The organism is Cronobacter turicensis, from assembly GCF_041222865.1.
In the GTDB taxonomy this organism is placed as follows: Bacteria; Pseudomonadota; Gammaproteobacteria; order Enterobacterales; family Enterobacteriaceae; genus Cronobacter; species Cronobacter turicensis.
Genome location: NZ_CP165997.1, coordinates 1813710 through 1826006, shown reverse-complemented (window position 1 = coordinate 1826006; position 12297 = coordinate 1813710). Strand labels below are relative to the sequence as shown.

The window sequence follows — 12297 nt, the reverse complement described above, 5'->3', positions numbered from 1 at the left end:
TTACTCCTGTGTGTTGCGATAGTGTCCCAGCGTCAGACGTTCATTACCGCCGTAATCGCGGCAGGTTTCAACACCCTGATAGCCCGCGCGCTCAAAAAGTTCGCGCACCGCCCCGCCCTGCTGCCAGCCATGCTCCAGCAATAACCCGCCGTTATCTTCAAGGAAATGCCGCGCCCCGACAATCAGCGTTTTAAGATCCGCCAGGCCGGCGTTTTCCGCCACCAGCGCGCTTTTCGGTTCGAAACGCACGTCGCCCTGCGTCAGATGCGGATCGTCGCCGTCAATATACGGCGGATTGCTGACGATAAGCGAAAAACGCACGTCCGTCAGCGCGGAAAACCAGTGGCTTTGCAAAACCGTGACGTTATCGATGCCGAGCCGCTGCGCGTTGCGTTTAGCAAGCTCGACGGCCTCGGGGATGACATCCAGCGCGGTGACGTGGCAGTCCGGCCGCTCGGAGGCGATCGCCAGCGCAATCGCGCCGGTGCCGGTGCCGAGATCGAGAATGCGGCACGCCGTCGCGGGCAGACGCGCCAGCGCCTGCTCCACCAGACATTCAGTATCGGGACGGGGGATAAGCGTTGCCGTGGACACTTCCAGCGGCAACGACCAGAATTCACGCTGGCCGATGAGATACGCCACCGGCTCGCCCGCGGCGCGGCGCGCCAGCAGAGTTTCGAGCCGCGCGAGTTCATCGTCAGTCAGCGCGGTTTCGCCGAAGGCGAGGATAAACGTGCGCGTCCTGCCGGTCACAAACCCCAGCAGGATCTCCGCATCGCGGCGTGGCGATTCGCTTTCAGTGAGACGATGGATGGCCTGTTTCAGCCACTGCTGATATTCCATTACTCCTGCTCAGCCAGCGCCGCCAGCTGATCGGCCTGATGCTCCTGGATAATCGGCTCAATGAGCGCGTCCAGCTTGCCTTCCATCACTTCGTCGAGACGGTAGAGCGTCAGGTTGATGCGGTGATCGGTCACGCGGCCCTGTGGGAAGTTATAGGTGCGGTTGCGATCAGAGCGATCGCCGCTGCCCAGCAGGTTGCGGCGCGTGGAGGCTTCCGCCTGCTGGCGTTTGGCCGCTTCCGCGGCATGGATGCGCGCGCCCAGCACCGCCAGCGCTTTGGCTTTGTTTTTATGCTGCGAACGCTCATCCTGGCACTCCACCACAATGCCGGTCGGCAGGTGGGTGATTCGAATGGCGGAATCGGTGGTGTTAACGTGCTGACCGCCCGCGCCGGAGGAGCGAAAGGTATCGATACGCAGATCCGCCGGATTGATGTCCGGCAGCTCGGCTTCCGGCAGCTCCGGCATCACCGCCACGGTGCAGGCGGAGGTATGAATACGGCCCTGAGATTCGGTCGCCGGGACGCGCTGTACGCGATGCCCGCCGGATTCAAACTTGAGCCGCCCGTAGACGCCCTCGCCGCTGATTTTGGCAATCACTTCTTTATAGCCGCCATGCTCGCCTTCGCTGGCGCTCATGATCTCCACACGCCAGCGGCGCGATTCAGCGTAACGGCTGTACATGCGGAACAGATCGCCTGCGAACAGCGCGGCTTCATCGCCGCCAGTGCCCGCGCGCACTTCCACGTAGGCATTACGTTCATCATCCGGATCTTTGGGCAGCAACAGTAACTGAAGCTCCTGCTCCAGCGCTTCGCCTTTCGCTTTGGCTTCCAGCAGCTCGTCCTGCGCCATATCGCGCATTTCCGGGTCGCTTAGCATCAGGCGCGCGGTTTCCATATCTTCCTGGACCTGGCGCCATTCAAGGAAACAGCGCGAAACGTCGCTCAGCTGGGCATATTCGCGCGACAGAGCGCGAAAACGCTCCTGATCGGCAAGCGTACCCGCATCGCCCAGCAGAGCCTGAACTTCTTCATGACGCTCCTGCAAGGCTTCCAGTTTGGCAACGATAGAAGGCTTCATAGGCGGTAGATCACCCTGTAATTAGAATTGTGTTGTGCTACTCCAGCCCGAGGCTGTTGCGCAGAATATGCAGGCGTTCATCATCCCCGTCACGGGCAGCCTGCTGAAGAGATTTGGTTGGGGTGTGGATCAGGCGGTTGGTCAGCTTGCGCGCCAGATCCTGCATGATGGCTTCGGCGTCGCCGCCGGTGCGCAGCGCCGCCAGGGCTTTGCTGGTGAGCTCTTCGCGCACCTGCTCGGCCTGGGCGCGATATTCACGGATGGTCTCGCTGACGCTCTGGGCGCGCAGCCAGGCCATAAATTCGCAGGCTTCCTGCTCGACGATAGACTCCGCCTGCACCGCTGCCGCTTTACGCTGCGCCAGGTTATGCTGGATGATGCTCTGGAGATCGTCGACGCTGTAGAGATAGGCGTTGGCAAGCTTGCCCACTTCCGGCTCGACATCGCGCGGTACGGCGATATCCACCAGCAGCATCGGCTGGTTGCGACGGGCCTTCAGCGCGCGCTCCATCATGCCTTTGCCGATAATCGGCAGCGGGCTTGCGGTGGAGCTAATGATGATATCCGCGTCTTTTAAACGTTCGTCGATATCGCCAAGCCCGATGACCTCCGCGCCGACTTCATCCGCCAGGCGCTGGGCGCGCTCACGGGTACGGTTGGCGATGATCATTTTCTGCACGTTGTGTTCACGCAGGTGACGGGCGGCAAGCTCGATGGTTTCGCCCGCGCCGACCAGCATCACGGTGACCGTTGAGAGCGATTCGAAAATCTGCCGCGCCAGCGTACAGGCGGCGAACGCCACCGACACGGCGCTGGCGCCGATATCGGTTTCGGTGCGTACGCGCTTGGCGACGGAGAAGGATTTCTGGAACATGCGTTCCAGCTCGCTGGCATTAGCATGGCCGCGGCCGGAATCGGCGAACGCTTTTTTCACCTGGCCTAAAATTTGGGGCTCGCCCAGCACCAGCGAATCGAGACCGCTGGCGACGCGCATCAGATGGCTGACAGCGTCGTTATCGTGGTGCCAGTAAAGGCTGTTGCGCACCTCTTCTTCATCAAGATGATGATAGTCGCACAGCCAGCGCACGAGTTTGTCGTGCAGGTTGTCTTGTTCCTCAACGCTGAGGTAAAGCTCGGTACGGTTGCACGTCGAGAGCACCACGCCGCCCTGCACCATCGGCTGCGACAGCAGGCTTTCCAGCGCCTGGTCGAGCGTATCCGGCGAAAACGTCACGCGTTCTCGCAGCGAAACAGGAGCCGTCTTGTGGTTGATGCCGAGAGCTAACAGGGTCATGGAGCGGGAATAGTACCAGCGTTGATAAGGTTTGCTGTGCGCATCATACAGGATGCGTAAGGTCAATAAAAGAGAACCGCCTCTTTTGGAGTAATAGGCAGTTTCATGATTTAAGACAACTAGACCATAGACGCCCTCAGCCCCTGACGCTAGCATGAAGGGTTATAACCTCAATCAACATCAAGGATTTGTTCCTGTTATGGCGATTTCTTCTGTGCGTTTTTGGTCTCTCGCCCCGCTGGCGAGCCTGGTGCTGACCGCCTGTGTCAGCCACGCCCCGCAAGGTCCTGGCAAAAGCCCCGACGCCCCCCAGTGGCGGCAGCATCAACAGCAGGTGCAAAACCTCGCTCAGTTCCAGACCCGCGGCGCCTTCGCCTATCTTTCCGATCAGCAGAAAGTCTACGCGCGTTTCTTCTGGCAGCAGACTGGCAAAGAAAACTATCGCCTGCTGCTCACCAATCCGCTCGGCAGCACCGAGCTTGAGCTGAACGCGAAGCCGGGTACGGTGGAACTGGTGGATAACAAGGGCAAGCACTACCAGGCAACGGACGCGGAAGAGATGATCGGCAAGCTGACCGGCATGCCGATTCCACTTAACAGCCTGCGCCAGTGGATTGTCGGCCTGCCGGGCGACGCGACCGATTACTCGCTCGACGATCAATATCGCTTACGCGAAGTGAACTACACCCAGAACGGCAAAACCTGGAAAGTGGTGTATGGCGGTTATGACACCAAAACCCAGCCCGCCATGCCGTCTAATCTGGAGCTGCGCGAAGGCGACCAGCGCATCAAGCTCAAAATGGATAACTGGATTGTTAAATAATGACCCGTTGGCCTTCTCCGGCGAAGCTTAATCTTTTCTTGTATATCACTGGCCGTCGTGACGACGGCTACCACAATTTACAGACGCTGTTTCAGTTTCTCGACTACGGCGACACGGTGCTGATCGCGCCGCGCCAGGACGGTCAGCTTCGGCTGGTGACGCCGGTCGACGGCGTGGCGGAAGACGACAATCTCATCGTGCGCGCAGCAAGGCTCCTCATGGAGAACGCCCGAAAGACCGGGCGGCTGCCGGAGGGCGCTGGCGCCGATCTGGGCGTGGAGAAGCGCTTACCGATGGGCGGCGGACTCGGCGGCGGTTCATCCAACGCCGCGACGGTTCTGGTGGCGCTCAACCATCTCTGGCAGACCGGCTTTAACGAAGATGAACTGGCGCGCTTTGGCGTGCAGCTCGGCGCTGACGTGCCAGTGTTTACGCGCGGCCGCGCCGCCTTCGCCGAAGGGGTGGGCGAACTGCTGACGCCCGCCAGCCCGGCCGAGAAATGGTATCTGGTGGCGCACCCGGGCGTGAGCATTCCGACGCCGGTAATTTTCGGCGATCCGGAGCTCACGCGCGATACGCCCGTCCGGTCAATGGAAACGTTGCTGAAATGTGAATTTCACAACGATTGCGAGCATATCGCAAGAAAACGTTTTCGTGAGGTTGATGCCGCGCTTTCCTGGCTGTTAGAATACGCGCCGTCGCGCCTGACCGGCACCGGAGCTTGTGTGTTTGCTGAATTTGACACCGAATCCGAGGCCCGCCGGGTGCTTAAGAAAGCCCCGGAATGGTTGAAGGGTTTTGTTGCGCGAGGCGTTAACCACTCCCCGTTACAGCAAGCCATCGCCGGGCAAACTGAGTCCTGGTGACAACGTCACCCCTGTTCCAGACGTTGCGCCATGCTCTTTAAATACACCGCCTGGATGGCGAACCTGCTTCCTGTCGCGTTTTGCGGCGCCGCCATCCACCACTGGACGCATGCCTGAGGTTCTTCTCGTGCCTGATATGAAGCTTTTTGCTGGTAACGCCACCCCGGAACTAGCACAACGTATTGCCAACCGCCTGTACACTTCCCTCGGCGACGCTGCTGTCGGTCGCTTTAGCGACGGCGAAGTCAGCGTACAAATTAATGAAAATGTACGCGGTGGTGATATTTTCATCATCCAGTCCACTTGTGCCCCCACCAACGACAACCTGATGGAATTGGTTGTGATGGTCGACGCCCTGCGCCGCGCTTCCGCAGGTCGTATTACCGCCGTTATTCCTTACTTTGGTTATGCTCGTCAGGATCGTCGCGTGCGTTCCGCGCGTGTGCCTATTACCGCGAAAGTGGTGGCGGATTTCCTGTCCAGCGTAGGGGTTGACCGCGTTCTCACTGTGGACCTGCACGCAGAACAGATTCAGGGCTTCTTCGATGTGCCGGTAGATAACGTCTTCGGCAGCCCGATTCTGCTGGAAGATATGCTGCAGCAGAACCTGGATAACCCGATTGTGGTTTCTCCGGACATCGGCGGCGTCGTGCGCGCCCGCGCCATCGCTAAACTGCTCAACGATACCGACATGGCTATCATCGACAAACGTCGTCCGCGCGCTAACGTCTCTCAGGTGATGCACATCATCGGTGACGTCGCAGGCCGCGACTGCGTGCTGGTTGATGACATGATCGATACCGGCGGCACGCTGTGCAAAGCGGCTGAAGCGCTGAAAGAGCGCGGCGCAAAACGCGTTTTCGCCTACGCCACGCACCCGATCTTCTCCGGTAACGCGGTGAACAACCTGCGCAACTCCGTGATTGATGAAGTGGTGGTTTGCGACACCATTCCGCTGGCTGACGAGATCAAAGCGCTGCCGAACGTTCGCACGCTGACCCTCTCCGGTATGCTGGCCGAAGCGATTCGTCGTATCAGCAACGAAGAATCTATCTCCGCCATGTTCGAACATTAATCGGACTGTGCTTAAAAACCCGCCCCGGCGGGTTTTTTTATTCTTTTGTTTTATTTGTATGATTTATGTATTCGCCGTCTTATATTTATTTACATGATGGTGAACTCATGGATGAAGTATCGTGAACACACAGTATCTCTCGCAAATTCTTCCTCTCCGCGCGCTGGTGGATGCCTGCTGGCGTGAAAAATATACCGTTTCCCGGCTGAGCCGCGACCTGATTGCCGGCATCACCGTCGGCATTATCGCCATCCCGCTTGCCATGGCGCTGGCTATCGGCAGCGGCGTGCCGCCGCAGTATGGTCTTTATACCTCTGCGATTGCAGGCATTGTCATCGCGCTGAGCGGCGGCTCGCGCTACAGCGTCTCGGGGCCAACCGCCGCGTTCGTGGTTATTCTGTACCCCGTCGCCCAACAGTTCGGGCTTTCAGGGCTGCTGGTGGCGACGCTGCTCTCCGGCGTCTTTCTGGTGCTGTTCGGCCTGGCGCGCTTCGGGCGGTTGATCGAATACATTCCGCTGCCGGTCACGCTGGGCTTTACCTCCGGGATCGGCATCACCATCGCCACCATGCAGATCAAAGATTTCTTCGGCCTGGAAATCGCCCATATGCCGGAGCATTACCTGCCGAAAGTAGCGGCGCTGGCGGTGGCCCTGCCCGGTCTGAATCCTGGCGATGCGGCGATCGGCATCGTTACGCTGGGCACACTGATTATCTGGCCGCGTCTGGGCATTCGTCTGCCGGGGCATTTACCCGCGCTGCTGGCGGGCTGTGCGGTGATGGGCATCGTCCATCTGCTGGGCGGCAATGTCGCGACCATCGGATCGCGTTTTCACTATTTGCTGGCGGACGGCACCCAGGGCAGCGGTATCCCGCCGCTGTTGCCGCAGCTGGTGCTCCCCTGGGATCTGCCCGGGTCTTCGTTTACGCTGAGCCTTGATGCGCTGCGCGCGCTACTGCCCGCTGCGTTTTCCATGGCGGTGCTGGGCGCTATCGAATCCCTGCTCTGCGCGGTGGTGCTGGACGGCATGACCGGCACGCGCCACAACGCCAACAGCGAACTTATCGGCCAGGGCCTGGGGAATCTGGTGGCGCCTTTCTTTGGCGGCATTACCGCCACCGCCGCCATTGCCCGTTCGGCGGCGAACGTGCGCGCGGGCGCGACGTCGCCTGTCGCCGCGGTGTTTCATGCGCTGCTGGTACTGTTAGCGTTACTGGCGCTGGCCCCGCTGCTCTCCTGGCTTCCGCTCTCGGCGATGGCGGCCCTGCTGCTGATGGTGGCGTGGAATATGAGCGAGGCGCATAAGGTGATTGGCCTGCTGCGCCGCGCGCCGAAGGATGACATCGTCGTGATGCTTATCTGCATGTCGCTGACGGTGCTGTTTGACATGGTGATTGCCATTAGCGTCGGGGTGGTGCTGGCTTCCCTGCTGTTTATGCGCCGGGTGGCGCGCATGACGCGGCTCGCGCCGCTGAATGTCGTCGTACCGGACGATGTTCTGGCCGTGCGGGTGACCGGGCCGCTGTTCTTCGCTGCCGCGGAAGGCGTCTTTACGCCGCTGCTGGCGCAGGCGGCAGGCAAACGCGTTATCGTGATGCAGTGGGACGCGGTGCCGGTGCTGGATGCGGGCGGCCTCGACGCCCTGCAACGTTTTATTGAACGTCTGCCGGAAGGCTGCGAGCTGCGCATCTGCCATCTCGAATTCCAGCCGCTGCGCACGCTGGCGCGGGCAGGCGTTCAGCCCATCCCTGGGCGTCTTGCTTTCTTCCCCGATCGCGACGCCGCGTTAGCCGCGCCGTAAATCAACGTGCAGGCGCAGTTCCCTGCGCCTGCATCAATGCGCCAAACGCCTGTTGCAGCCAGCCGAGCGTTTCCGGCGTCATCCAGGTGCCTTTGGAAAGATGTGGCTCCCGCATCATCGCCTCCCGAAACTTCTGTTGCGTCTGCGGGTTATCGCCTGCAAACGAGGAAAACAGCGTCAGCCAGTGCAGCGCTATCCCGCGCGCCTCTTCGCTTGATGGCGAGAGCGGCGTCTTCACCGCGGCGTGCAGCTTCGCCACCAGCGGCGGCCACTCCATCATGCGATCGAAATAGTGCTCGCGGGTAAAAGCGAACTCCTCAGGCGTTAAATAACGCTGGTAAATCGCCAGTTTGCTTTCGGCAAACGCGTGCGTTATCCAGTCGATTATCGCGGGCGTAATGCCGGTTTTGTCGCGCATGGCAGGTTCGGCGGCATGCATTTCATTAAGGCGGGTCAGAAACGCCGGATTGCCCGCGGTATCCCGCTCCAGCGTTTCCATCCAGCGTGTAGCGAGCGCCTGCGCAGCCGGGTCGCTGACCGGTATGCCTTTCAATACCGCGTCATTCGCCTCACGGATAAGCGCGGCCCACTGCGCCTCGCGCTCGGCACTCTCCTGCGCAAACGGCAGCTGCTTCAGCTCGTCGTGCGAAAACCATTTCTCATACATCGTCATCAACTCCAGTGTCTTAAGCCATTCCTGAAGATCCGGCTCATCGCCTGCCAGAAGTCCTTCACGTAGCGCCACCAGCCGGTCGCGCAGCATCGCGGTACGCGTAAGCTGGGCGTTAAGCTGGGTGATTTGCGTGTCGATGACTTCCGGCAGCGTCATGCTGCCGCTCTCCAGGCACTCCCGCACCTGCGCCAGACTCAGCCCCATCCGCGTCAACGCCTGAATATGATGCAGGCGTTGAATATCGTCGCGGTTATAGAGCCGGTAGCCGGCGGCCGTGCGGCCGGAGGGAATGAGCAGCCCGAGGCTTTCATAATGATGCAGCGTGCGAACCGTCAGACCGGCCCGTTTCGCGAGTTCACCTACCTGCAGCAACATAACGCCTCTCCTCTTCCCTTGCGAAGCCCACGGTGAGCCCTGACGTAACGTAAGGGTCAAGAGCGTACCATAAAAAAAGCTCCCGACCGGCGGGAGCTTTTTTCACAGCGTTTAGCATTAACTGGAGTGATGATTGCGCTTACAGCGTTTGTCATAGTGGCGCACCCACCAGTAGCGGTCGCACACCTGTTCGTGCCCCCGATGCGGGCGCCCGCCAGCCACAGTACGGCGCCAACAAAAATACTTAATATCGCGCCATGCGCGAAAAACTGCGGCAGGTTAAGTTGCGGCAGCTGGTTAAGAACGGAGTAAGCGACGCCGACAACCATAACCACTAACCCCAGGCCCATCAGAAAATTGCCGAGCAACGACGCGTTTTTGCGTTTCATAGTTACCTCCGGAATGGTGGGCGGGAAAGTATCCCTGCGATTTATGTGTAAAGTATAGGCAACGCTTATGTATGAGGGTTGCGCCGGGGATCACATTTATGAACATTCTGAGGACGAAACTTTACAAATAAGCCAATGAATTGAATGAAAATCTAATGATTCATGTCAGTGATTATTGATTTTCATTAAGCGGAGCGACGTGGTTTTGTGATCTGCGCGACACCACAGTAAACTACGCCGCAAACAGAGGTATTCAGGAACAGTAACGTGACGATTAAACTGATTGTGGGGCTGGCGAATCCGGGCGCGGAATATGCCGCCACTCGCCATAACGCGGGCGCATGGTATGTGGATCTGCTGGCGGATCGCTTTCGCGCGCCGCTGAAAGAGGAAGCCAAGTTTTTCGGCTATACCTCGCGCATCAACATTAATGGCAACGATGTGCGTCTGCTGGTGCCCACCACATTTATGAACCTGAGCGGCAAAGCCGTGGCGGCGATGGCCACGTTTTACCGCATCGCGCCGGATGAAATCCTGGTCGCGCATGATGAGCTCGATCTCCCGCCAGGCGTGGCGAAATTTAAGTTAGGCGGCGGTCATGGCGGGCATAACGGCCTGAAAGACATCATCAGCAAGCTGGGTAATAACCCCAATTTTCACCGTTTACGCCTCGGTATCGGTCATCCGGGCGATAAAAACAAAGTTGTCGGGTTTGTGCTCGGCAAACCGCCGGTCAGCGAGCAAAAGCTGATTGACGACGCCGTGGACGAAGCGGCGCGCTGCACCGAAATCTGGCTGCAGGATGGCTTAACCAAAGCCACCAATCGACTGCACAGTTTTAAAGCGCAATAAACCGCGCGGCGGCGCGTCGCGAGGGCGATTTCTCCCCCGTTGCGCGCCTGTTACGTGTATAATAGCCAAATAACATCATTTCTCATCATCGGGTTAATTTTAACCCCGTGATAAACAAGCAATTAAGGTAATGTAAACCATGGGATTCAAATGCGGTATCGTCGGCTTGCCGAACGTCGGTAAATCCACTCTGTTCAATGCGCTGACCAAAGCAGGTATTGAGGCGGCGAACTTCCCGTTCTGTACCATTGAGCCGAACACCGGCGTCGTGCCTATGCCCGATCCGCGTCTGGATAAAATCGCCGAGATCGTGAAGCCGCAGCGTATTCTGCCGACCACGATGGAATTCGTGGATATCGCCGGTCTGGTGAAAGGCGCGTCCAAAGGCGAAGGCCTGGGCAACCAGTTTCTGACCAACATTCGTGAAACCGAAGCCATCGGCCACGTGGTGCGCTGCTTCGAAAACGACAACATCATTCACGTCGCGGGCAAAGTAAACCCGGCGGAAGATATTGATACTATAAATACCGAGCTGGCGCTCTCCGATCTCGACGCCTGCGAGCGCGCCATTCACCGTATCTCCAAGAAAGCGAAAGGCGGCGATAAAGACGCCAAAGCTGAGCTGGCCGTGCTGGAAAAATGCCTGCCGCAACTTGAGAACGCCGGTATGCTGCGCGCGCTGGATCTGAGCAAAGAAGAGAAAGAGCTCATTAAATACCTGAGCTTCCTGACGCTTAAACCGACCATGTACATCGCGAACGTCAACGAAGACGGTTTCGAGAACAACCCGTTCCTGGACCAGGTGCGTGAGATTGCCGAGAAAGAAGGCTCTGTCGTGGTGCCGGTGTGCGCCGCGGTGGAATCCGATATCGCTGAGCTCGACGACGAAGATCGCGACGAGTTCATGAAGGAGCTGGGTCTGGAAGAGCCGGGCCTGAACCGCGTCATCCGCGCGGGCTACTCCCTGCTGAACCTGCAAACCTACTTCACCGCTGGCGTGAAAGAAGTGCGTGCCTGGACCATCCCGGTCGGCGCGACTGCCCCGCAGGCGGCCGGTAAGATCCATACCGATTTCGAGAAAGGCTTTATCCGCGCGCAAACCATCGCCTATGACGATTTCATTACCTACAAAGGCGAACAGGGTGCGAAAGAAGCGGGCAAAATGCGCGCCGAAGGGAAAGAATACATTGTGAAAGACGGCGACATCATGAACTTCCTGTTCAACGTCTAATCCTCTTTCACCTTATGAGGCGGTATTCCCCCTCATGAGATAGCGTTATTAAAATCCACGCTCCGGCGTGGATTTTTCTTTTTATATCGATGTTTCTGAAGTATTGAGATCGACGCTGTTCCCGCCAATAAACCTGCTGCGGCCAGATTTATGGCTAACATCAGGTCATAAGCGTGTACACTGCCGCGGTCGTAAACGTAAGTGCCCAGGAGGAAACAGTATGAAAGAAGGCCCGCTGACCGAGAAAGAGCTGCAATGGCTTGACGAGATGCTGGAAAAATATGGCAGCGAGGATTCGATTGTGGATGTCGCCGAGCTGGATGGTCTGCTGACCGCCGTGCTTTCCGGCCCGAGAACCATTGAGCCGAGCGAATGGCTGGTGGCGCTCTGGGGCGGACAAAACCACATTCCGCGCTGGAGCAACGAGCGTGAGATGAACCGTTTTATGGAGCTGTGCTTCCAGCATATGAACGATATCGCCGATCGCCTCGCGGAGTTTCCCGATCAGTTCGATCCGCTGTTTGGCGTGCGCGAGACCGAAGGCCAGGATTTCACCGTCGTTGAAGAGTGGTGCTTTGGCTATCTGCGCGGCGTGGGGCTAAGCGACTGGTCGTCGCTGCCGGAAGATTTACAGCCCGCGCTGGACGCCATCGCCCTGCACGGCAAGGAAGAGAACTTCGCGCAGCTGGAGGCGCTTTCCCCGGAAGAGATGGAAGCGCGTTTTGCCGCGATCCGCCCTGCCGCGCTGGCGCTCCACGATTACTGGATTGCGCAGCCGCAAGCGGTGCCTGAGCCGCAGCAGCCGATCGTTGCCGAGCAAAAACCGGGGCGCAACGATCCCTGTTTTTGCGGCAGCGGTAAAAAATACAAGCAGTGCTGCCTGCACTGAACACTATGCGCCTGCGGGCGCATTTTTTTACGGGCGCGGCGAAAGCATCATCGGCGATTTCGCGATAAGCCATCGCTTACGGGACGGATAAGCCTGATAAAAAA

General features: G+C 58.8%; 11 protein-coding genes and 1 pseudogene. 7 read left to right on the top strand and 5 right to left on the bottom strand.

Annotated features, from left to right (window positions below; all coding sequences use genetic code 11):
* Genes prmC through hemA form a run of 3 tightly spaced genes read right to left on the bottom strand, consistent with a single transcriptional unit; the run spans position 1 to position 3219 of the window.
* Positions 1-843, bottom strand: coding sequence for a peptide chain release factor N(5)-glutamine methyltransferase (gene prmC, locus AB8W27_RS08795; RefSeq protein ID WP_015741515.1), 843 nt, complete (start codon positions 841-843; stop codon positions 1-3).
* Complete coding sequence (gene prfA / locus AB8W27_RS08790; protein WP_007762113.1) at positions 843-1925, bottom strand: peptide chain release factor 1; 1083 nt, start codon at positions 1923-1925, stop codon at positions 843-845. Before prfA ends, prmC begins: the two co-directional genes overlap by 1 nt.
* Positions 1926-1962: 37 nt before the next feature.
* On the bottom strand, positions 1963-3219 hold the full coding sequence (gene hemA / locus AB8W27_RS08785) for a glutamyl-tRNA reductase (protein ID WP_041924179.1): 1257 nt from the start codon (positions 3217-3219) through the stop codon (positions 1963-1965).
* Between the two features lie 199 nt (positions 3220-3418).
* On the opposite strand from hemA, the gene lolB reads away from it, so the two are divergent.
* The 4 genes from lolB (at position 3419) to dauA (ending at position 7784) form a co-directional block, all read left to right on the top strand.
* Positions 3419-4042 carry a lipoprotein insertase outer membrane protein LolB gene (lolB, locus tag AB8W27_RS08780; RefSeq protein ID WP_007762116.1) on the top strand — a complete coding sequence of 208 codons (624 nt, stop codon included), beginning with the start codon at positions 3419-3421 and terminating at the stop codon, positions 4040-4042.
* Complete coding sequence (ispE, locus tag AB8W27_RS08775) at positions 4039-4908, top strand: 4-(cytidine 5'-diphospho)-2-C-methyl-D-erythritol kinase (RefSeq protein WP_041923636.1); 870 nt, start codon at positions 4039-4041, stop codon at positions 4906-4908. Before lolB ends, ispE begins: the two co-directional genes overlap by 4 nt.
* 127 nt (positions 4909-5035) lie before the next feature.
* The gene (gene prs / locus AB8W27_RS08770) at positions 5036-5983 is read left to right on the top strand and encodes a ribose-phosphate diphosphokinase (protein ID WP_007762118.1); all 948 of its coding nucleotides are present in this window, start codon (positions 5036-5038) and stop codon (positions 5981-5983) included.
* 121 nt (positions 5984-6104) lie between these two features.
* Entirely contained in the window at positions 6105-7784 is a 1680-nt protein-coding gene (gene dauA / locus AB8W27_RS08765; protein ID WP_015741519.1) for a C4-dicarboxylic acid transporter DauA, read from the top strand.
* Between the two features lies 1 nt (position 7785).
* On the opposite strand, the gene AB8W27_RS08760 is transcribed toward dauA, so the two are convergent.
* Positions 7786-8832 carry a MerR family transcriptional regulator gene (locus tag AB8W27_RS08760; protein WP_015741520.1) on the bottom strand — a complete coding sequence of 349 codons (1047 nt, stop codon included), beginning with the start codon at positions 8830-8832 and terminating at the stop codon, positions 7786-7788.
* Between the two features lie 117 nt (positions 8833-8949).
* Positions 8950-9221, bottom strand: a pseudogene (ychH, locus tag AB8W27_RS08755) (stress-induced protein YchH).
* 267 nt (positions 9222-9488) lie between these two features.
* Here ychH and pth point away from each other — a divergent pair.
* The 3 genes from pth to AB8W27_RS08740 all read left to right on the top strand — a co-directional run bounded on the left by pth (position 9489) and on the right by AB8W27_RS08740 (position 12193).
* Positions 9489-10073, top strand: a complete 585-nt coding sequence (pth, locus tag AB8W27_RS08750; protein ID WP_041923637.1) for an aminoacyl-tRNA hydrolase — start codon at positions 9489-9491, stop codon at positions 10071-10073.
* 139 nt (positions 10074-10212) lie between these two features.
* Positions 10213-11304 carry a redox-regulated ATPase YchF gene (gene ychF, locus AB8W27_RS08745; protein WP_007762127.1) on the top strand — a complete coding sequence of 364 codons (1092 nt, stop codon included), beginning with the start codon at positions 10213-10215 and terminating at the stop codon, positions 11302-11304.
* Between the two features lie 220 nt (positions 11305-11524).
* Complete coding sequence (locus AB8W27_RS08740; protein WP_015741523.1) at positions 11525-12193, top strand: YecA family protein; 669 nt, start codon at positions 11525-11527, stop codon at positions 12191-12193.
* Positions 12194-12297 lie beyond the last annotated feature (104 nt).

Coding starts and splice junctions, on each gene's coding strand:
- prmC (WP_015741515.1), bottom strand. CDS start 843: ATGGAATATCAGCAGTGGCTGAAACAGGCCATCCATCGTCTCACTGAA.
- prfA (WP_007762113.1), bottom strand. CDS start 1,925: ATGAAGCCTTCTATCGTTGCCAAACTGGAAGCCTTGCAGGAGCGTCAT.
- hemA (WP_041924179.1), bottom strand. CDS start 3,219: ATGACCCTGTTAGCTCTCGGCATCAACCACAAGACGGCTCCTGTTTCG.
- lolB (WP_007762116.1), top strand. CDS start 3,419: ATGGCGATTTCTTCTGTGCGTTTTTGGTCTCTCGCCCCGCTGGCGAGC.
- AB8W27_RS08760 (WP_015741520.1), bottom strand. CDS start 8,832: ATGTTGCTGCAGGTAGGTGAACTCGCGAAACGGGCCGGTCTGACGGTT.
- ychF (WP_007762127.1), top strand. CDS start 10,213: ATGGGATTCAAATGCGGTATCGTCGGCTTGCCGAACGTCGGTAAATCC.
- AB8W27_RS08740 (WP_015741523.1), top strand. CDS start 11,525: ATGAAAGAAGGCCCGCTGACCGAGAAAGAGCTGCAATGGCTTGACGAG.